The sequence below is a fragment of the Hymenobacter tenuis genome (assembly GCF_054780495.1).
In genome coordinates, this window is the sequence record NZ_BAAGWF010000001.1 from 790,167 (window position 1) to 811,584 (window position 21,418).

At 53.3% G+C, this 21,418-nt stretch carries 17 protein-coding genes; 12 read left to right on the forward strand and 5 right to left on the reverse strand.

Features of this window, described 5'->3' with window-relative positions:
- Positions 1-201 precede the first annotated feature (201 nt).
- The 8 genes from ACYVGU_RS03465 to ACYVGU_RS03500 all read left to right on the forward strand — a co-directional run bounded on the left by ACYVGU_RS03465 (position 202) and on the right by ACYVGU_RS03500 (position 11,339).
- Positions 202-858, forward strand: coding sequence for an ABC transporter ATP-binding protein (locus ACYVGU_RS03465; protein ID WP_460612454.1), 657 nt, complete (start codon positions 202-204; stop codon positions 856-858).
- A 393-nt stretch (positions 859-1,251) separates the two neighbouring features.
- Positions 1,252-2,046, forward strand: coding sequence for a hypothetical protein (locus ACYVGU_RS03470; RefSeq protein ID WP_460620917.1), 795 nt, complete (start codon positions 1,252-1,254; stop codon positions 2,044-2,046).
- A 93-nt stretch (positions 2,047-2,139) separates the two neighbouring features.
- A complete protein-coding gene (locus tag ACYVGU_RS03475; protein ID WP_460620918.1) occupies positions 2,140-4,059 on the forward strand; it encodes a RecQ family ATP-dependent DNA helicase in 1,920 nt (639 codons plus the stop codon).
- A gap of 39 nt (positions 4,060-4,098) precedes the next feature.
- Positions 4,099-4,929: a glutamate racemase gene (murI, locus tag ACYVGU_RS03480; RefSeq protein WP_460612451.1), complete on the forward strand. Its 831-nt coding sequence runs from the start codon at positions 4,099-4,101 to the stop codon at positions 4,927-4,929.
- 114 nt (positions 4,930-5,043) lie between these two features.
- Positions 5,044-5,736 carry a hypothetical protein gene (locus ACYVGU_RS03485; RefSeq protein WP_460620919.1) on the forward strand — a complete coding sequence of 231 codons (693 nt, stop codon included), beginning with the start codon at positions 5,044-5,046 and terminating at the stop codon, positions 5,734-5,736.
- 150 nt (positions 5,737-5,886) lie between these two features.
- Entirely contained in the window at positions 5,887-7,047 is a 1,161-nt protein-coding gene (locus ACYVGU_RS03490) for a glutathionylspermidine synthase family protein (RefSeq protein WP_460620920.1), read from the forward strand.
- A gap of 570 nt (positions 7,048-7,617) precedes the next feature.
- Complete coding sequence (locus tag ACYVGU_RS03495; RefSeq protein ID WP_460620921.1) at positions 7,618-10,770, forward strand: T9SS type A sorting domain-containing protein; 3,153 nt, start codon at positions 7,618-7,620, stop codon at positions 10,768-10,770.
- Positions 10,771-11,069: 299 nt separating this feature from the next.
- Entirely contained in the window at positions 11,070-11,339 is a 270-nt protein-coding gene (locus ACYVGU_RS03500; protein ID WP_460620922.1) for a hypothetical protein, read from the forward strand.
- A 115-nt stretch (positions 11,340-11,454) separates the two neighbouring features.
- Here ACYVGU_RS03500 and ACYVGU_RS03505 read toward each other — a convergent pair whose 3' ends face one another.
- From ACYVGU_RS03505 to ACYVGU_RS03515, 3 genes are all read right to left on the reverse strand, one after another.
- The gene (locus ACYVGU_RS03505) at positions 11,455-11,781 is read right to left on the reverse strand and encodes a HesB/IscA family protein (RefSeq protein WP_460612446.1); all 327 of its coding nucleotides are present in this window, start codon (positions 11,779-11,781) and stop codon (positions 11,455-11,457) included.
- Between the two features lie 390 nt (positions 11,782-12,171).
- Entirely contained in the window at positions 12,172-12,588 is a 417-nt protein-coding gene (gene iscU, locus ACYVGU_RS03510) for a Fe-S cluster assembly scaffold IscU (protein WP_044001465.1), read from the reverse strand.
- A 94-nt stretch (positions 12,589-12,682) separates the two neighbouring features.
- The gene (locus ACYVGU_RS03515) at positions 12,683-13,897 is read right to left on the reverse strand and encodes a PLP-dependent aminotransferase family protein (protein WP_460612445.1); all 1,215 of its coding nucleotides are present in this window, start codon (positions 13,895-13,897) and stop codon (positions 12,683-12,685) included.
- Positions 13,898-14,040: 143 nt separating this feature from the next.
- On the opposite strand from ACYVGU_RS03515, the gene mce reads away from it, so the two are divergent.
- The 3 genes from mce to ACYVGU_RS03530 all read left to right on the forward strand — a co-directional run bounded on the left by mce (position 14,041) and on the right by ACYVGU_RS03530 (position 16,545).
- The gene (gene mce, locus ACYVGU_RS03520; RefSeq protein WP_460612444.1) at positions 14,041-14,445 is read left to right on the forward strand and encodes a VOC family protein; all 405 of its coding nucleotides are present in this window, start codon (positions 14,041-14,043) and stop codon (positions 14,443-14,445) included.
- A 30-nt stretch (positions 14,446-14,475) separates the two neighbouring features.
- Positions 14,476-15,057 carry an L-threonylcarbamoyladenylate synthase gene (locus tag ACYVGU_RS03525; protein ID WP_460620923.1) on the forward strand — a complete coding sequence of 194 codons (582 nt, stop codon included), beginning with the start codon at positions 14,476-14,478 and terminating at the stop codon, positions 15,055-15,057.
- A gap of 66 nt (positions 15,058-15,123) precedes the next feature.
- Positions 15,124-16,545, forward strand: coding sequence for a CCA tRNA nucleotidyltransferase (locus tag ACYVGU_RS03530; protein ID WP_460620924.1), 1,422 nt, complete (start codon positions 15,124-15,126; stop codon positions 16,543-16,545).
- 398 nt (positions 16,546-16,943) lie between these two features.
- On the opposite strand, the gene ACYVGU_RS03535 is transcribed toward ACYVGU_RS03530, so the two are convergent.
- Both ACYVGU_RS03535 and ACYVGU_RS03540 read right to left on the reverse strand, forming a co-directional pair.
- On the reverse strand, positions 16,944-19,529 hold the full coding sequence (locus tag ACYVGU_RS03535; RefSeq protein WP_460620925.1) for a PspC domain-containing protein: 2,586 nt from the start codon (positions 19,527-19,529) through the stop codon (positions 16,944-16,946).
- 45 nt (positions 19,530-19,574) lie between these two features.
- A complete protein-coding gene (locus tag ACYVGU_RS03540; protein WP_460612440.1) occupies positions 19,575-19,940 on the reverse strand; it encodes a PadR family transcriptional regulator in 366 nt (121 codons plus the stop codon).
- Between the two features lie 352 nt (positions 19,941-20,292).
- Here ACYVGU_RS03540 and ACYVGU_RS03545 point away from each other — a divergent pair, with 352 nt between their 5' ends.
- Positions 20,293-21,396 carry a putative type IX sorting system protein PorV2 gene (locus ACYVGU_RS03545; RefSeq protein ID WP_460620926.1) on the forward strand — a complete coding sequence of 368 codons (1,104 nt, stop codon included), beginning with the start codon at positions 20,293-20,295 and terminating at the stop codon, positions 21,394-21,396.
- The last annotated feature ends 22 nt before the right edge of the window (positions 21,397-21,418 follow it).

Consider the following 21,418-nt stretch of genomic DNA (forward strand, 5'->3'; position numbering starts at 1 on the left):
AGAGAGTTTGAAAAGGGGCATAGGTAGCAGCATACAGCCAGTAAAGTAGGGCTAGTTTAAGGAAAGCAACTGACAAACTGTGGCGGCTAACTGCGTGCTTGGCGGCGCAGGTTGACAGTTTCCGAAGGTGGGCACTACCGCAACCCGCTACATTCCGTAGATTTGTTGCCGTACCCTCGGCTCACTTTACTTAGTCCCGTTTTGCTGCAAGCCATCAACGTCCGTAAAAGCTACAACACGCTGGAAGTTCTCAAGGGCATTGATCTCACGATTGAGAAATCGGAAATCGTGTCCATCGTTGGTTCTTCAGGAGCCGGCAAAAGCACGCTGCTGCACATTTTGGGCACCCTCGATAACCCCGACTCCGGCGAAGTGCTGTTCGATGGCGAATCGGTGAGTTCTTTGGGCCGCTCTGATCTGGCACGCTTCCGGAACCGGCACATTGGCTTCATCTTTCAGTTTCATAACCTGCTCCCTGAGTTTACGGCCCTGGAAAATGTGTGCTTGCCAGCGTACTTGGCGGGGCGCTCAGAAAAGGAAACCCGCGTGCGAGCCCGCGAATTGCTTGGGATGCTGAATCTAGAGCGCCGCGCCGACCATAAGCCCTCTGAAATGAGCGGTGGCGAGCAGCAACGGACCGCTGTAGCGCGCGCCCTCATTAACTCCCCCGAAATCATTTTTGCCGACGAGCCCAGCGGTAACCTCGACTCGCAGAATGCCCAGGAACTGCACCAGATCTTCTTTCTGCTGCGCAAAGAGCTAGGCCAGACGTTCGTGATTGTGACTCACAACGACCAGCTAGCCGAAATGGCCGACCGCAAGATCACCATGAAGGATGGCGTTATTTGGGAGGGTTAACAGTCTAGGAACTTTCTTTATTTACTATTGATTTTCAGGGGAGTAGCTTAGTGTTGTGCTAGGCTACTCCTCTTTTTTTGAACTAGGACATGCGTCCGCTGTTGCCCCGGACCGTGAGGAGAAGCCTGCTGTTGCGTTTCCGGTGCGCGGCGGCAGGCTAGCGTTTTACTAGGCATAAGAAGCGGCCAAAGCACCGAGGAAAGGATAGAGAGGAGTAGGGAAAGACTAAAAAAAGCAGATAGCTAAACCGGTTAGAAATATTATTTGTAACTTATTGATAATCAGTAAGAAAAAATACATATAAAAACGTCGCTTTTTGCACCTTTTCGTGGGCCGGTTGGTTATATTCACGTAACACAATACGGTACTACAGGACATAAAAGGAAAGACGCCATGAGCGAAGCAACTAAGAACATCAAAGAGCCGGTTCGTAAGACTAAAGTGGAGAGCTTTGACATCTCGCGCTCCGACGAGACGCTGCACTTGGCGACGGACCTTGCTAAATTCATCAAGGACAACAAGCTCAGCACCACGGTGCAGGGTAAGGAGTTTGTGAACGTGGAAGGCTGGCAGTATGCCGGTTCGCGTCTGGGCATTGTGCCGATCGTGGACCACGTGATTAACGTCTCTACCGAGCAGGAAATTAAATATCAGGCCAAGGTGACGCTGTTCGACATGAAGTCGGGCCACACCGTAGGTGCGGGCTTCGCTATCTGCTCGAATAAAGAGCAGGGCAAGAAGTTCTACCAGGAGTTTGCCATCATGAGCATGGCTCAGACCCGAGCCATAGGCAAAGCTTACCGTAACATTCTGGCCTGGATTATTCGGGCGGCTGGTTATGAGCCTACCCCGGCTGAGGAAATGGAGTATGGCGGTAACACGCCCACTGCTCAGCCTGCCATGGTAGTAACGCCTGCTCCGGTAGCTGTTGTTGATGCTCCCGCTGCTATGAAGGCAGTACCTGCTGAGGCAGCCTTGGTAGCTGAGTCGCCGGCGCCTACGTATGCTTCGGCTGCACAGAAGGAAGAAATTATCCGTCTGCTGAATCATCCGGTGATCACTCGTCCTGAAAAGACCAAGATGCTGTTGAACATCAATCGTCTGGACGAGGAACGTGCTACGCAAGCTATTGCCAAGCTGAAGAAGGCTATTGACGACCGTGAGAATGGTCAGTCGGCTGCTGCGTAAGCTGCGCACTATATATCGTTTCGAAAGCCCGACTTCTTCTGGAGTCGGGCTTTTTTGTGGACTGAGGCTTAGTACAACGTTACCTTTGCCTCCATGCTTCACCCTACCGATGATATTCTGCACGTGCTGCGCCAAACGTGGGGGCATACCCAGTTTCGGCCTTTGCAGGAAGATATTATCCGGTCGGTACTGGCGGGTCAAGATACCCTGGCACTGCTTCCTACGGGTGGGGGCAAAAGCATCTGTTTTCAAGTGCCCGCCCTAGCCCGCAACGGGCTGTGCTTGGTTGTGTCGCCGCTGATTGCGCTGATGAAGGACCAGGTGGAAAACCTACGGCAGCGCGGCATTAAAGCAGAAGCGGTGTACGCGGGCATGAGCCATCAGGAAATCGACCAGACTCTGGATAACTGCGTGTATGGTCCGGTGAAGTTCCTGTATGTGTCGCCTGAGCGTCTTCTGACGGATATGTTCCGGGCCCGGGTGAGTAAGATGAAAGTGAGCTTGCTTGCCATTGATGAGGCCCACTGTCTTTCCCAATGGGGCTATGATTTTCGGCCGCCATACCTGCGTATTCAGGAGCTGCGCGAGCTGCTGCCCGGAGTGCCCTGTATTGCCCTTACGGCCACAGCTACCGAGCAGGTGCGCGCCGATATTGTGGAGAAGCTAAAATTTGGGGCGAGCCACCGCGTATTTCAACAGAGCTTCGCGCGGCCTAACCTGTCGTACTCAGTGCTCAGTACCGAAGACAAGCTTAAGCGCCTCTTTGAAGTGATAAAGGGGGTAGGGGCCGAGAAAACCAGCATTGTGTATGCCCGTACCCGCCGCCAAACGGAGGAAGCCGCCACCTACCTGCGCCAGCAAGGAGTGGCCGCTGCACCTTACCACGCAGGCCTACCTAGTGAGCAGCGCACCCGCACCCAGCAAGACTGGATGCAGAACAAGACTAGATGTATTGTGGCTACCAACGCCTTCGGGATGGGTATTGATAAGCCTGATGTGCGCCTCGTAGTGCACTTGGAAGCCCCCGACACCCTAGAGGCATATTACCAGGAAGCCGGCCGCGCCGGCCGCGACGAGAAGTATGCCTTTGCTGTGCTGTTGCAAGGGCCCAACGATGCCACAGAACTGCGCCGCCGCACGCAGCAGGCCTATCCGCCCCTCGACACTGTGCGCCGCGTGTACCAGGCCTTGGCCAACTTTTCGCGCACGGCAGTAGGAGGGGGCGAGCTGGTTGCCTTCGACTTTGATATGCAGCAGTTTGCCGAAACCTACCGCATCAAGGCGCTGGACGCGCATAATAGTTTGCGCACCTTAGGCCGTGAAGGATTCGTGCAGCTAAACGAAGCCGTGAACAACCCGGCCCGCGTGCATATTCCCATCGACCACAATGACTTGTACCGCTTCCAGGTTTCCAACGTCCAGCATGATCAGCTGATCAAGAGCCTGCTGCGTTTTAATGGGGGCGAGCTGTTTGCGGGGTTTCAGCGGATTTCCGAGAACAGCCTAGCCCAGCACTTGCGCCTAAGTGTGGTAGATGTCCGCAAAATGCTGGTGTTTCTGCATCGTTCGGGTATCATTCAGTACCAGCCCAAGCATGAGTCGCCGCAGGCCTTGTTTACCACTCCTCGCTTCGATGCCGACAAGCTTCCGCTGGATCAGAAGCGCCTTACTCAAGCCCGCGAACTAGCCCTACATAAGTCCGAGTCGGTGATTCGGTATGCGGCTGGAGGGCGCTGCCGGCAGCAGTTGTTGCTGGAATACTTCGGCGAGCTCAATGCCGCAGCCTGCCACGTCTGTGATTTCTGCCTGGCCAAAAAGAAGGCTAGACAGGCTGCTGCGCCACCGCAAGAGCTCCGTGAACAGTTGGTGCAGCTGGTGAAAGCCGCGCCGAAAACGCCGCGGGAAGTCCTCGCGCATTTTTCTCCGGCCCAGGCTACCATCGTTACCGAGCTACTGCGCAACCTAGTGGAGCTGGGAGAGCTGCACTATGCGCCCGATGGCAGGTTGGGGTAAGTACCATGCCTAGCAAACACCTTGTACCTTTGGGGCGCAATGGCATCTTCTCTTCTTGATCTTACTACGCGTCCTATCGGTATTTTCGATAGTGGCATTGGAGGCCTTACCGTAGCGAGGGCCGTGAACCGCGTGCTGCCGCATGAACGGCTTGTGTACTTCGGCGACACCGCTCACTTGCCCTACGGCGATAAAAGCACGGCCGCTATTCAGGCGTATTCCGTCAAAATCTGTGATTTGCTGCTCAAGCAGCAGTGTAAGGTTATTCTGATTGCCTGTAATTCAGCCTCGGCAGCGGCGTATGAACTGGTGCGCGAATATGTGGGGTCCAAAGCCCGTGTCCTGAATGTGATTGACCCTATTGTGGCCTATATCGGCAAGCAATATGCGGGCCGCACCGTGGGGCTGATTGGGACCAAGCAAACAGTAAACAGCAACGTATACCGCAAGAAGATTGACGATTTGGACGCCGGTGTGCAGCTGTGCAGCCTAGCTACCCCGCTACTAGCCCCCATGATTGAGGAAGGCTTCTTCGATAACTCCATTGCCGGCAATATCATTGAGGCCTACTTGTCCAATCCAGCGCTTCAGGATATCGAAGCGCTAGTACTGGCCTGTACGCACTACCCCCTCATTAAGCAGCAAATAGCCGCGTTTTACCAAGGCCGCACGGAAGTGCTGGATGCTTCAGATGTAGTAGCAGCTCACGTGAAGGAGTATCTGACCTCAACCAAGCTAGCAGCCAAGCCCAGCGGCAGTACCCCGGTGCATCATTTTTACGTATCGGATTTCACTCGGTCCTTCGAGGAAAGTACCCGTATTTTCTTCGGGCAGGAAGTGAATTTGGAGCATTACCCTTTGTGGGAGTAGTGACGCTTTTTTAATTCCGAATCAAGCCCAAAACATACTGGAACAGGCTGAACCGTCGTTAGCGTATGCCTGTTCTATTCTTCGAGCCCCTTTCTCTTTCCTTCTATTTCTGCTATGAACAAGCCTTACTACCAACTCAGCGACTGGCGCCGTAACGTGCTGCTTGTGGCGGCCGCTACCAGTCTGGGACTGATGCTACCGGCCTGCTCCGGCAATTCATCGGAAGCCGACCGCACCGCTGCCGAAGGCGACTGGGGAAGTGGCGACTCGTACTCAGAAGGCGTTATTACGGAAATGACCGAGGTGAAGCCCGGCGAGTGGAAAATCACGGCGGAGCGGCCAGCCGGCAAGGAAGAAGTAGCGGCTATCCTGCATCATTTCGATGGCAAAGTAGATACGCTCCAGGGCCAAGCGCTGCAAAAGCAAATGCAGGACTACTCCCGCGTTAACCCCGAAAACCGCGCGGGCGGCACCGGCATGATGGACATCCTGATGTGGGGTGGCATTGGGTATATGGCCGGGCGCTTCCTTACGCCTAACGTGGGGGCATATGCCAACCCCGGAATTATTCAGCAAAACAACGGCTGGCGCGGGCGCGTTGCCAATGAGCGAGACCGGGGAAGAGGATTTTTCGGCCGTGGTTTCACTGGCAGCCGTAACTCAGCGGCTTCAACCGGAATTCGACCTAGCACAACCGTTACGCGCAGCACGGGCTATGGCCGCAGCAACGTAAGAAGCACCGCGCCTAGTTCGGGCCGCAGCTCTGGTTTTGGTAGCCGCGGATATGGCGGTGGGTTTGGCGGCTAACTTTGCCTAGTAAAAGCCCTGCTACATCCGCGCTGTTTTCCGTATCACTAGGTGGCTTACGGCTTGTAAGTACCCAGTAGTTATTCGTGTGGAAATCACAAGCGCATTCCTCCTGATACCTTCCTTATTGTGGCTTTACCTATTAAACTTTTGCCGCTTTCTGGCGATGTTGCTCCCGCAGTGCGGGCTCTTGGTTGGGATTGGGCGGTAGAAGAAGCCTGTGCGAACTACGTAGCCCGCGAGGCAGTACAATTGCTGGAGGCTGAGGCCGATGCCTTGCTACAAGCGGCGGATATCCTATATGAAATGCTGGTAAACAGCATCCCGGACCCTATTCCTGATTCTTTGCTTCAGGAGCTAGCCATCCCGCAGCTATTATGGGAAGCCGTCCGCCACTCCTGGAACGATGACCGTCATTGGCATTTGTACGGCCGTTTTGACCTAGCGCAAACCCCCGAAGGGCCCAAGCTTATTGAGTTCAACGCCGATACGGCCACCAGCATTCCGGAAACGGCCGTAATGCAGTGGGCCAGCCTAGTAGCAGCCGGTTTGTCCGATGATGACCGTCAGGCCAATGGCCTTTTTGAAGGTCTACAAGAACAACTGGGGCGCTGGCTGGAGTTAAACGACGACCTAGAGCCTACTTTATTGCTGGTGCATTTGCCCGACAGTGCCGAAGACGCTACCAACTGCGCCGTACTAGCCGAAGCCGCCTTAGGGGCCGGCTTCACCGATGTACACATATGCCCGGTTGATGCCATGCAGGTGGCCACAGCAGGGGAGGAGCGGGGTGTATGGGCCGAAGTAGGACCTGAACAGTGGCAGCGGTTTGGCTTTCTGTTCAAGCTAGTGCCGTGGGAGGTTCTGGCCGATGAAGAGCCGGAACTGACCAGCTCGTTAGTGAGCTTACTACAAAGCCGCGACGTGATGGTTGCCAACCCGGCATATACCCTGCTGTTTCAAAGTAAAGCAATTCTGGCTTGGCTGTGGCTGTGTTATCCGCATCACCCATTATTACTTGAGGCATCTCGCTCAGAGCTTTCAGGGCATCAGGTTCGCAAGCCGGTGTTAGGCCGCGAAGGCCAGGATGTAGCCGAGTTGAAAGGCACTGTAGCAGCACCCGCAGTACCCGGCGAGTACGCTTTGCAGCCAATGGTCTATCAGCGTTTCGCGGACCTACCCCAAGATGCTAATGGGCGGCAGTACCAATTGGGCGTATTTTGGTGCGGTGAGGGTGCTGCCCTTGGGTTTCGCCGTGAGCAGGGAATAATTACTAATCTATCTGAATTCGTGCCTCACTTAATTCAGTAGTAGGTTAATATAATTCATTTTCTAAATATGAAATATCATCAGATGAATATAGTTAAATATTAATAATAATGGTAGTTGGTACTTCTCATTGATAGTAATAAAGAGCTGATAATAAGGGTGCTGACATGATATGTGCAAAGCTGAATGTTAATGAAGAAAACTAGGACTATGAATATATAATTATATAATAATAAGTCTTTTACGAAAAAAAATAAAGCACTTAATCACGGAAAGTGCAACTTTGTATTACGGACTTTGCTTTGGTAACCCCGGAATTCGTACCAATCAGAAAAAACAGCAGCTACAAATCGTTCAGGAGAAAAGAGGGAGTGGTTGGCTAGGAGCGCAATATATTATACGATCTAGCTTGCCCCCAAACTTAAGCTTGGCATGACTTATGTTAAAAGTTCCCAAATTTAATCCGTTACGTTTTGTGTAAAAAGTACTCTTGTATATAAGAAAAATTATAGTCTGAAAAGTAAGGCTTACGTATAGGTACCGGTATTGCTGATCAGGCTATAACATTTAAAAAGACTTCATTCCGCACACTTCTTCTTTCCATAATAGCATATGAAAAACAAATACTTGCCTAGCCATGGGCGTGGCCAGTTGAGTCGTCAATGGCTCTTTGCACTGATTGCCCTATTGCTGCTGCCTTTCTTAGGAGCAGCGCAGACTCTAAGTGTTACTTCATCTGATCCTGCTAACCCGCAACGATTCGGTGATGTTGCTACTGGTACTACATCAGCAGCGAAGTCTTACCGTGTAGAAGCGAACAATCTGAATCGTGATGTTACTGTCGCAATTCCAAACGGTTTTCAAGGGAGCCTTAACGAGACTGACTACAGTGCTGACGGAGTTGATCTAACTATCTCAAGAAACGGAAACCGTGTATCAACCACAATTTATGTTCGTTTTGCTCCAACCCAGCAACGTACATATGATGAAGATCTAACCTTCACTTCAAGCGGTACTATTGCGGGATTTATCGTGTTGGGTACCGGCATCGCGGGAAGTCCAAAGATTGAGGTTAGTCCTGTTGCTCTTGGTTTCCAGTCGCAGGTTATTAACACAAGTTCAACTCCGCAAAGTGTCGTAGTAACAGGAAGCTCGCTTACTAATCCCATTGTAGTAACTGCACCAGCAGGTTTCTTAGTTAGCTATAATGGCACCACTCCAAGCTCTACTGTTTCTCTACCAGTTTCTGGTGGAACGGTAAACGTTACTTTCCGCCCGACAGTAGTAAAGGCGTATATTGCTAATATCACGTTTAGCAGCGAGGGAGAAAGCGGTTCACCGAGTGCTGAGACCAAAAATGTTCAGGTCTCTGGTGAAGGGCTTGCTGTTCCTGCTTCTGTAACTGTTAGTGGGTATAACAGCCCCTTGTCTTTTCCAGATACGCAGGAAGGCACAGCTTCAGCCTCGCAGACGTTTACTGTTAATGCTAGCGGATTAGGCAATACTCCGCTTACGGTTACTGCTCCTACAAACTTTCAGGTTCGTATTGGAACTAATCCCTTCAGCTCAACTGCGACGATTGTACCCGTTAATGGCTCAGTTGCGAACGTTGTAGTGGATGTTCGCTTTACGCCTAGCTCTACTGGTAACAAGACAGATAACGTAACTATTACTTCGCCTAACTCTCCAACCCGGACCGTAGCAGTTGAGGGAAGAGGTACAAGTGCTCCAAATGGCGCTAACATCAATGTAACCCCAACAACTCTTGCCTTTGGTAATGTAACCCAGAGTGGTTCTTCAACTGTTCTTCAACTAACAGTTAGTGGCACCAATTTAGGGTCCAATCCAATCACACTAACGCCTTCGGTATCTAATATTCAGATTCGGAATGCATCAGCTGGTAATACTGCTTTTTCAAGCGAACCGCTTGTAATTCCATCAGTAAGCGGAACTGTTACTCCGGTTACCATAGAAGTGAAATTGGTTGCTTCTATCAATACTGGCGCGTTCAACCAGAATATTGTGGTTTCTAGCCCACAGGCTGCTAATGCTGTACAGGTTACTGTAACTGCCAATTCAAATGGTAACGTATCGGATATTTCGATTACGAATCCCGCGAACAACACCTTCACGTTTGCCACTCGCCCAACAACTGTTTCAAAGTCGCAGTCGTTTTTAGTATCAGGAACCAACTTGTTGCAAGATTTGACTATTGCGCCAGTTGAAGGAACAAGCACTACTTACTTCCAGGTTTCGAAGGATAATGTAAACTTCTCTTCGTCGGTTACATTCCAGCGTGACGCAAACAACAACGTAATCCAGGCACCGGTGTATGTACGTTTCGTGCCTGGCAATGATGCCATCACGATTAATGCTCTGATAAGAGCTACTAGTGCTCCGGCTCCTCAGCGCGACGTATCTGTAACTGGTATCAGCCAACCTACCGTTCGTTTGCTCCAGCCAATTGGCTACTTTGGAGATGATATTGTAAAAAATACTACTTCAGCTTCGAAAAAGGTACGATTGGAAGCTTTCCTGCTGACGGGACCACTGAATCTAAATTTCCCCCCTGACTTGGAGGATCCAGGACGTAACAGCGCTGGTACTCCTCAGTATGAGTTCTCGACCGATGGTGGCCTGACGTATGTAAAGGCTGACACGTTACTCAACAACAATGAAGGCAACCGTATCCTAGACCTGCTTGTGCGCTATGCACCTACTCGTGTTGGTGCATCTACGCAGTCTTTGACGTTCCAGAATGCTGCTATCAGCAACGGTGCACCTACTGTGCTAACGAGCGGTAACGGAACAGCTAACGGCTTTGCAATTGCAGAAGTGCCAGGTGCTCAGTCAACGGCTAGCATCGTGCGTGGAGCAAATTCTACCACGGCTGTAATCACTTTCAATCTGTCCAACCCTCCGGCCGGCCAGAGCTACGGGCAGAACCGACTGATTATCGCTTCTTCTAAGTATAGCCAGTTGCCTATTTCTTTGTTTCCGCAGTTGAAGCAGAATTTCACTCCTGGTACTACTGTTAATGGTAACTACCAGTTTGGTTCAGGCTCTGTTATCGAGGCTGGTAATACCTACGTAGTGTTCAGTGGTGCTACCTCATCCTTCACGGTTGGTAACCTAGATCCTGCTACTAAGTATTATTTCTATGCTTTCGAGTTCAATGATGATGGCTTGCTGAATGCCGAGAACTACAAGGTTCCGAACAACCAGCCTCAAATACCTCTGCCCGTTACGTTGGTGTCCTTTGATGCTAAAGTGCGTGGTAAGCAAGTAGCACTTACTTGGGTAACAGCTACTGAACTCAACAACAAAGGGTTTGAAGTACAGCGCAGCCAGGATGGTAAGTCATTTGAAACCATTTTGACGCGTGCTGGCAAAGGCAACACCGCAACTGGTTCTACTTACGCTGGTGTTGATGAAAAGCCTCTGGCTGGACTTTCTTACTACCGCTTAAAGCAAACTGACTTGGATGGTACCATCAACTTCAGTGCGCCAGTTGTAGTAACGTTCCTCAGCTCGGGTGAAATCTCTATGTATCCGAACCCAGTTACTGACGTTCTGAATATTGAGGTTCCTGGTTCTGCTGCAGGCTTGCGTGCAACCATCACTGATATCAGCGGCCGCGTAATTCGCTCGCAGGTATTGGGTGCTGATAGCAAGCTTCAGATGAGCGACTTGCAATCGGGTACTTACCTAGTAACCGTTGGCGAAGGCACTACTAAAGTGACCCGCCGGATTGTTAGAAAGTAGCACTCCACTTGACCTACTAGCCCATTAAGAACAAAAAAGCCACTCCCAAATTTGGGAGTGGCTTTTTTGTTCTTAACACTGAGTTGCATTGCAGGAAGTACCAAATACTAAGGAAAGAAGCTCAAGTTTTGTAGCCAGCTTCTCTGAAAAAGAACGCTCAGTCTGCATAGTAGCCCTACTCTTACAGCAAGAGTTGCTGTAAGAGTAGGGCTACTATGCTTTTTTCTGGTCATTTATTCAGCCAATTTTCTATTAAAAGAGTATAAGTCCCATTGTTACCATTCTCCTAAGAAACTCCTATGAAAACCTCCTTCAAAACCCTCGCTATTCTGGCAGCTTTCACTGCCTTCGCTACTACCTCTTGTTCCGAAAAAACGCAGGACAACGCGGAAGCAACTGCTGAAAGCGCTGCCAATGATGTAGGCAACGCTACCGATGAGGCTGCCAACGCTACTAGCAACGCTGCCAATAATGTGGAGGCTGATATGGCTCCTGAAGCCGGTGATACCGCCGTAGTTCAGAATAAGGAAGCTGATAAGCTTGTAGAAGAGGTGCCCCAAAAGCAGTAAACACTGCCAAAGTATCGCCTAACTACCCAAAAGCACAAGGGCTGCCGGATACAATCCGGCAGCCCTTGTGCTTTATCTACCCCATTTATTAAGGGCAGTACTTATCAAACTGTGTCTATACTGAGAAGCTCTCGCCACAACCACAGGTGCGGGAGGCATTGGGGTTGTCGAAGTAGAAGCCTTTGCCATTCAAACCATCGGAGAAGTCAAGCTCAGTGCCGGCCAGGTAAAGGAAGCTCTTCATGTCAACTACCACGCGTACACCTTTGTCTTCGAACTCCTGATCCATAGGTTTTACCTCATTGTCGAAGTCGAGCTTGTAGCTTAAGCCCGAACATCCGCCGCCAGCCACAGAAGCACGCAGACGGTAAGTCGCATCCAACTCTGCATCGCGCATCAGATGCTCGATTTTTGCTTTGGCTTTATCAGAAACGGTAATCATGAGAATAAGGCTTGAGGTTGAGTGCCAGCAACATCCAATACTAAGCTGCTAGCAAGTAATACAACACGAATTACCGCATTTGTGTTCAGCACGTGCCTACCGAACTACAGCCGTCAGGCTGCAGTTGGCACTTGGGAGTTTAGCTTAAGCCAACTCCGACGCGGGGTAACCGGTTTGAAAGAATCTGGAGGGTAGTGCCACGCGGAGGTTGACACCTAAATTAATAATGCTAACAGCAAAGTGCCCGGGCCCAACATCAGATAGACTTCTATCGATGGCTGAATCCGGGCACCTTCTGTAAACTACCTCAACATATATTTTGTCAAGGATTGTCAGTTAGTACAGTTAAAGAGCAACACACGAAAGGTGCCGGCTTAAACTGTCAGTTGACTAGTGGTGCGACTTGGCCATTTCCAACTCAGGCAGGCCATTCTTCACGCGGTAGTCGTTGATGGCCGATTTAATGGCATCTTCAGCTAGTACCGAGCAGTGAATTTTAACGGGTGGCAAGGCCAATTCCTCCACAATCTCCATGTTGTCGATAGCCAGAGCTTCGTCAACGGTTTTGCCTTTCAGCCATTCTGTAGCCAACGATGACGAGGCAATAGCCGAGCCGCAGCCGAAGGTTTTGAATTTAGCATCGGTGATGGTGTTGGTGGTTTCATCAACCTCAATCTGCAGACGCATTACGTCGCCGCACTCAGGAGCGCCTACCAGGCCGGTACCAACGTTCTTTTTGCTTTTATCCAGCGTGCCCACGTTGCGGGGGTTGCTGTAATGGTCGATTACTTTATCGGAATAAGCCATGGCTTGTTTGAGAAGTTTAATATGAGAGTGTAAACCTTGATACGAGAACCTAACCTATTCAAGTACAGGTTGCTCGCACTAAGTTCAACAATTCTTAGTGTTCAGCCCACTCAATAGAGTTGAGGTCGATGCCTTCCTTGAACATCTCCCATAGCGGCGACATTTCACGAAGCTTGGTAACAGCTTCTTTCACGTGGTTGATGGCATAGTCGATCTGCTCATCGGTAGTGAAGCGCGACAGGCCAAAACGCAGGGAGCTGTGAGCTAGGTCGTCGCTGAGGCCTAGGGCTTTCAGCACGTACGAGGGCTCCAACGAAGCAGAAGTACAGGCCGAACCCGAAGAAACAGCGAGGTCTTTCACACCCATCATCAGGCCTTCACCTTCTACATATTTGAAGGAGATGTTAGCCACGTGGGGGAGACGGTGCTCACGCGAACCGTTCACATAGCTTTCTTCCAGCGTCAGCAGCTCGCGCTCCAGACGGTCGCGCATTTTGCTGAGGCGCTCGGTGTCGGCGGCCATTTCAAGGCGGGCCAGCTCACAAGCTTTGCCCAAGCCCACAATGCCAGGAACGTTGAGGGTGCCAGAGCGCATGCCCCGCTCGTGTCCGCCACCGTCCATCTGGGCGGTAACCTTTACGCGTGGGTTTTTGCGACGCACATACAGCGCACCCACCCCTTTAGGACCATACATTTTGTGGGCCGTGAACGCCATCAGGTCAATGCCATCAGCAATGACGTCCACTGGAATTTTGCCAACTGCCTGGGTGCCATCCGTCATGAACAAAGCGCCGTGCTTGTGTGCAATAGCAGCAATTTCGCGGATGGGTTGGATGGTACCGGTTTCGTTGTTGCCGTACATGATGGTCACCAGAATGGTTTCTGGGGTCATGGCAGCTTCCAGCTCTTCCAGGCTAATCAAACCTTCAGCGTTAACGGGCAGGTAGGTTACGCGGCCACCTAGCTTTTCAATGTGCTTGCAGGTGTCAAGCACGGCTTTGTGCTCGGTGGTAGCGGTGATGATGTGGTTGCCTTTCTGCGAGTACATCTCAAAAACACCCTTGATGCCAAGGTTGTCGGACTCGGTAGCACCCGAGGTGAAGATGATTTCTTTGGGGTCGCAGTGAATCAGGCTGGCAATCTGCTCCCGGGCGTAGTCCACGGCTTCTTCGGCGGCCCAGCCGAAGGGGTGGTTACGGGAGGCAGCGTTGCCGAAAACCTCGGTCAGGTACGGCATCATGGCCTCTAGTACCCGAGGGTCTAGGGGCGTGGTAGCGTTGTTATCGAGGTAAATAGGTAGCTTGAGCATGGCTCGGGGGTTCTGGTTTCAGCGGAGAATCATTCGCAGGTAGAACACGAAAACCGGCGAACTGGTTTTACTTTGTCTCCACAAAAGTAGAACAAATCCAAAGAAGCCGCGCTATACGGCTACCCCGCATTTTCGACCAACCTATGCTCACCAACCTCGAACACCTAGGACTTGCCGTTAAAGACCTGGAAGCAGCCACCGCACTCTACACCACACTGCTTGGTCAGGAGCCTTATAAGCGGGAGCATGTGGCCTCGGAGGCCGTTGATACGGTGTTTTTTCAGGTGGGCGGCTCCAAGATTGAGCTGCTAGCCGGCACCTCGCCGGAGAGTGCCATCACGCGTTACCTCGATAAGAAGCCTGAAGGTATTCATCACGTTGCGTTTGAAGTAGATGACATCCGGGCCGAGATGGCGCGGCTGCGGGAAGCTGGCTTCACGTTACTAAATGAGGAACCCAAGCCCGGCGCCGATAACAAGCTGGTGTGCTTTGTGCATCCGAAGTCGGCGAATGGCGTGCTGGTAGAGCTGTGCCAGACCATCCGCTAGGTACCCTTCCTCAGTAAACCTCAAGTCAATATGAACCCGAAGTTCTTTCGCGAAGAAGTAGAAGCTGCCGTTGATGCGCTACTGTTGCAGCAAGTAATTCTGTACCCAACTGATACTGTGTGGGGGCTGGGCTGTGATGCCGAGGTGCCACCGGCAGTGGATAAAGTATACCAGCTCAAGCAGCGCCCAGCCGAAAAGGCCTGCATTGTGCTTGTGGCCGATGCCGAAATGTTTGCCCGCTACGCCGAGGTAGTGCCTCCTAATCTGGCAGAGCTACTAGCTAGCCAAACGCGCCCAACCACCTATGTCGTACCGGGTAGCCGCCACCTGGCCGCCAACCTGCTTGCTCCCGATGGAACCATTGGGCTGCGCGTGGTGCAGGATGATGAGTTTTGCCAGAAGGTAGTGCGGCGCCTAGGGCATGGCTTGGTATCAACCTCAGCCAACCTGAGCGGGCAGCCCACGCCGGCTATTTATAAAGACATAGCGCCAGAACTGGTGCGCGGAGCCGACTACGTAGTGCGCTGGCGCCAGGAGGATGACGCGCCAGCCATGCCCTCCCGGGTGGTACGCGTGCTGCCCGATGGAGGCCTGGAAGTGGTGCGCGACTAGAAACGAGCAGGCCGCACTTCGCTCCCAAAGCCAGAGCCCGTACCTTTGCGGCTCAACGTACTGCGCATGAAGACCCCCCAACTGCCCGATTTGCCCCTGTTTCAAACCATTGCCAGCGCCGCCGGCGAGCTAGGTTACCCCGCCTACATAATTGGTGGCTTTGTGCGAGATTTGGCGCTAGAGCGGCCTAGTAAGGACGTGGACGTGGTATGCGTAGGTGATGGAATTAAGCTGGCGCAGGAAGTTGGCCGCAAGCTCCCGGGGCGCCCTCGGGTCACGGTGTTCAAGAACTTCGGGACGGCGATGCTGCCTACCCCCGAAATTGAGGTAGAGTTTGTAGGCGCTCGCAAAGAGAGTTACCGCGCTGAAAGCCGCAAGCCAGAAGTGGAAGCCGGTACACTAGAAGAAGACCTCGCCCGCCGCGACTTTACCATCAACGCCCTGGGCCTGAGTTTGAACCCCGAAGATTTTGGCGCCTTAGTAGATCGGTTTGATGGCATGGGCGACCTAGGTCGCCGCATCATCCGGACGCCGCTGGACCCCGATATCACCTTCTCTGATGACCCATTGCGCATGATGCGCGCCATCCGGTTTGCCACGCAGCTGAACTTCGATATTGAGCCCGAGACCTACGATGCCATTGCGCGCAACAAGGACCGGATCAAGATTGTGTCGCAGGAGCGCATTACCGTTGAGCTGAACAAGATTATCATGGCCCCGAAGCCTAGCTACGGCTTTAAGCTCTTGTTTCAGTGCGGGTTGCTGCACCTCATCTTCCCGAAAATGGCCCAACTGTATGGGGTAGAGAAGGTTGGTCAGCACGCGCACAAGGATAATTTCTACCACACGCTGCAAGTGCTCGACAACGTGGTGGCAACTGGCGGCGACTTGTGGTTGCGCTGGGCGGCCATTCTGCACGACATTGCCAAACCTGCCACTAAGCGCTACGACAAGCGGGTGGGCTGGACCTTTCACGGCCACGAAGACAAAGGCGCGCGCTGGGTACCCAACATCTTTACCGATCTGAAGCTGCCGCTAGGCGAAGAAATGCGCCAAGTACAAAAGCTCGTGCGCCTGCACCTCCGGCCCATTGCCTTGGTCAAGGAAATCGTGACGGACTCGGCGGTGCGGCGCTTGCTGTTTGAAGCCGGCGACGATATCGACCGCCTAATGCTGCTGTGCCGAGCCGATATTACCAGCAAAGACCACCAGCGCGTGGCCCGCTACCTGCGCAACTTCGATGTAGTGGAGCAAAAGCTCAAGGAAGTGGAGGAGAAGGACCACCTGCGCAACTTCAAGCCCGTGATTACCGGCGAAATCATCATGGAAACCTTCGGTCTGAAGCCTTCCCGCGAAGTGGGCGAGCTGAAAGAAGCCGTGCTGGAAGCCATCCTAGATGGCAAAGTGCGCAACGAGTACGACGAGGCCTTTCCGCTGCTGCTGGAGTTGGGCCGCCACAAAGGGCTAGTAGTGCCAGTAAAAGAGTAGGGAGCGTCGTTGGGGAGGGGCCTAAAAATAGTGAAGGAAGCTCGGGCCTTCCTGTTGCAGCAGGAGGGTAGGCCAAAGCTTCCTTCGGGTCTCACCTTTTCACTCACTAGCTTGACCCACTATCGGTATCCGAAGTCGGAAGAATGATGCGATGGAAATAGAGACGGTTACCTAAAATGAGCTAGGAATATAGCACTATTTGCTTTGTCTAGTATACAACGGCGGAAGAATCAGATTGTTGCAACTGCCACCTTGAATGTTGAGCTACTAAAAGCGAGGTTGCCCGCAGGTGTTGAGCTAGTATCCAAAGCTCAACCGTTAAGCCCTTTCTTGGGCCGACAGTACTCATCCCGCAAAGCGAAGCCCAGTAGAATCCGGGCTTCGCTTTGTTAAATGACCTAGTCCACGGAGCGTACCACGGCCGCCCCGATGGCCTCGCGGCGCACCGTTTTGGGGCTGCCGCTGTACTCAATTTCGCTGGCCCCAATGGCATCAGCTTCCAGTTCTTCCGTTACGCGCACCCGCACTTTGCTGGCCCCGATGGCATTGATATCGGCGCGGCGGGCGGTGAAGTTGGCGGCGGCTACCTCGCAGGCACCGGCGCCTTCAATGCGCAGGCGGTCTGCGCTGCCTTTTAAGCTAGTCTGGCAGCCACCGGCCAGCTCCAGCCTCAGATCATTCAGGTTACCCTGAAACCGCAGCTGGCTACCGCCGGCCTGCTTTATTTGCAACGAGCCGGAGTTAAAACCGTCCACATCAGCGCGGGTGCCGCCCACCAACTCCAGCTCATTCAATTCGGGCGTTTCAATGGTGAGCAGAATCCGGTCGGAAGAGTCGTTGCGCGAGTCGAACAGGTCGCGGTTGCGGGGACGGATGGTGAGTTCATTGCCATTGCGCTCAACTTTGATGTCGCGCAGGGCCCGGCCATTGCCAGCCGCCTGCACACTATGGCTGCCGCCTTGGCGCACAATCACCCGGAACGGGCCCACGATGCTCACGTGGTCGAAGCCATCTTCATCGAAGCGCTGGCGATCGGGGCCATACGAGTTTTCGTCGGTGCTGAACGACTCGATGCTGCCAAAGTTCAGGTCAACATCTGAATCCTCGCGGCCGGCCTCATAATCCTCGTTCTCCTCGTTGTCGGCATTAGGGCCGCCCTGTAGGTCCTCTTCCGTACAGCCGATGCACTCTACGCGGCTACCGCGCATCCGGTAAGTGCGCCGCTCGGGGTGGATGGGGGCGCGGCTATCTACGTAGTCTTCATCACTGAGCCAGTTAGCAAACTCCTCGCTCATCCGGAAAGTCCGGTCACGGGGCATCAGCAGGCGCAGGCTTACTTCCTGGTCGCGGAAGCGGGCTCCGGACTTGATGGTGAAGTGGTCATCAATGCTGAGCGTAGAGTCGTTGGGCGTCCGGATGGCGTGAACCACGGAGGTGCTGGCCGTCTGGCGGGCTTGCTCATCAGTAGCACCGCGGGCCGAGATGATACGCTCCAGACGGGGAGTTTGGGTGCTGTCTATGCCAATCAGGTCTAGGTCCAGCCACTCGCCATCGTTTTGCTGGCGGCGCTCCAGCACCAGGCTGGGTTTGGTAAGAGGAGTCAGGCTAACCGTCTGGGTAATTTCCTCTTCCCGCTGGAACTCCCGAGCCAGCCGGGTGCCGGCAATGCTGCTGCCGATGATACCTAGCAGCCACAAGCCTAGCAGGGTGAGCGAGGCAGTGCGGTGCAGTACCGTGCGGCGTAGCAGCAACCCAATACCAGCTAGCAGCAAGGCCAGGGCCGGAATGGCCGTCAGCAGGAAGAAGCTTAAGATAGCTAGGGGCGAAATATCATTGAAGAGAATGAAGGGTTGCAGGGGCCCAAGTTCAATGTTGTCAGAGGCCGGAATCATGCCCAGGCCCACGCCCAGCAGAATGGTGCAGGCCAGCAGCAGCGAGAAACCCAGCAGCACCAGCAAGCCGCCAGCAAATATCCGAATAGCCGAGCCCAGCAGATCAATCAGCGGGCGGATGTTCTGGAAGAAATTCTCCAGGAACGTACCCACCGGCCGGTTGTTTACGGGGGTGCCGTCATCCTGCAACTCATTGTTTCGTAGGTTGCTATCTAGCGCCGATAAGGTTACCGCGTCGCCGCGCATGCGGAGTTTGTCGGAGGCGGTTTTCGCCTCCGGCAGAACTATCCACAGGATGATATAGAGCGGAATGGCAAAGCCTCCGGCAAAGAACCCGATGATGAACAGAATCCGAATCAGGACAACGTCAACCTTAAAGTAGGCAGCCAGCCCGGACGATACACCCCCTACTTTGCCGGTATCCGTGTCGCGGTACAGCTTGCGGAATACGGGGTCCTCGTCGGAGGGGGGCGTGTCGTAGCGCTTGGGCAGCGCAATCCAGAGCACCACATAGGTGATGAGCGTGACAGAGGCCAGCTTCTCGCTGAACTCATCCAGCCAGGCGTTGTCGAGCAGGATGGGCAGCAGGATAAAGCAGGCCAGGAAGCCCAGCCGGATCCAGAGCGGGTTGGTGCCGAAGTAGCGGGCAATACCGGCGGCCACGCCCGCAATCTTGCGGTTGTTCATGTCGCGGTACAGGCGCTTGGTGCCGTCCTCGGGGGTAGCAGTGTACTCAGTGCCTGCGCTGGTGTAGCCAGTGTAGGCGCCCTGGGCGGTGCCATTGGCCACGGCCGAAGCGAGGATATCCTCGTCGTCCTCGGCCTCATCGGCCGACTGGAAGTCACTGACCCGACCCATTTTGGCGGTCATGGCCTGCACGTCTTCCAGCGTAATCACCTGTTTGAGAGGGGATAGGCGGGCAGCGAACAGCTCGGCAATACGGCCTTCGATATCCGCCACAATTTCCTCGTGGCCCCGGTACCCGCTGAAGTGGTTCTTCACTTCCGCCAGGTAGCGGCTGAGCACGTCGTAGCCATCTTCCTCAATATGGAAGATCATGCCCTGAAGGTTGATGCTGATGTTCTTTTTCATCTCGGTGCTGCAACAATTCAACAATAACTAGAAGCGGGCGGGCGCCTAAAGCAGCGGTTCCGCTGGGGCGCTGCCATTGGCGTGGGGCTTCTGGCGGATGATGCGGATGGAATCCTGGACCTCTTCCCACGTGAGCCGAAGCTGGTGTAGGAACTCTTGGCCTTCGGCCGTGAGGGTGTAGTACTTGCGGGGAGGGCCACTGGTAGATTCCTTCCAGGTGTAGTCCAGCAGGCCCGCGTTTTTGAGGCGTGTCAGGAGCGGGTAAAGCGTACCCTCGACCACAATCATGCGGGCTGCGGTAAGCTCTTCGAGCATGTCTGACGCATACACCTCTCCGCGGGCAATGATTTCCAGAATGCAGAACTCCAGGATGCCCTTCCGCATCTGCACTTGGGTGTTCTCGACTTTCATGGGCTGAGGCAGATATCGGTGAAGAATGAGTCAAAGATAATCAAAGGTACTATGTAACGCAAGGTACTAGTGAAAATATTTTTTTAGCGCATTCCGGCTGCTCTGAAATCTTTTCAGTTGCGGCCTCTTCCAGGCCTTCTATCAGAACTGGATATGCTTATATTGGAGGGGTTGCTACCCGCTTAGGTGCTTTGCGCCACACACGAGGGTAGGCGGTGTGTTTGGACCTGGTTATTTACCCGCTGATATTCAGCGTTTACCGAGAACCTGAATCCAAACCGCACTATAAATAAGTATCTTGCGTTGCTGCCGCGTTAATCTTTCTTTCCTGATTATCTGGTTCTACACTTCTATGCCTCACTTTTCCCGTTGTGCTGCCTTCGTGTTGGGCGTGGGCCTGAGCCTGGGCGCGTTTAGCTCCGCCCTGGCCCAGACCAAAACGCCTAAATACAGCAATGAATTTTTGAATATCGGGGTAGGAGGGCGCGCGCTTGGCATGGGCAAAGTGCAAGTTGCACTGGCCGATGACGCTACCGCTGGCTATTGGAACCCGGCCGGTCTGGTCAACCAGAAAACCAAGTACGATGCCGTGCTGATGCACAACGAGCTGTTCTCGGGTATCGTGAAAAACGACTACGCGGCCTTCTCTATGCCGCTTGATGACAAAAGCGCCCTAGGAGCCAGCATTATCCGGCTAGGCGTAGATGACATTGCCGATACCCGCGACCTAGTAAATGAGTACGGCTACATTGATTACACCCGCATCCGCTACTTCTCTGTAGCCGACTATGCGCTGTTGCTATCCTACGCCCGCAAAATAGAAAGCGTAGAGGGGCTTCAGGTGGGAGCCAATGCCAAAGTGATTTACCGCAATGTGGGCTCTTTTGCCAATGCCTGGGGCTTTGGTATTGATGCCGGCGTGCAGTACAACCGCAACAACTGGCGCCTGGGCCTGATGGCGCGCGACATTACCACTACCTACAATGCGTGGTCCATCAACAGCGACGAATTCAAGTTTACTAGCTCCCCGGAGGGCACCGACCCTATTCCTAAGAACAGCACTGAAATCACGCTTCCTCTCTTTGTGTTAGGCGTGGGCCGGCTGGTGCAGTTGCCCGGCGAGTTTACCGCCCTAGGTGCCTTCGACCTCGAAATCTCCACCGATGGGCAGCGTAACACGCTCGTATCGTCCAGCGCCGTTAGCCTTGATCCGCGGGCGGGCCTAGAACTAGGCTATAAGCAGTTGGTGTATTTGCGCGGCGGTATCGGGAATCTGCAGCAGGTGCAGTCCTTTACTGGCTCCGAGGAGTGGAAAGCGCAGCCCAGCTTAGGCGTTGGGGTGGCATTAAGCGGCTTGCGGCTGGATATGGCACTTTCCCGACTGGCCGTAGAAAAGCTAGGCCAACGCTCTCAGCCAACCTCTATTATAGTATCACTAGGCTACGGTTTCAAGTAAACCCTGCCCTGTACCAATAGCT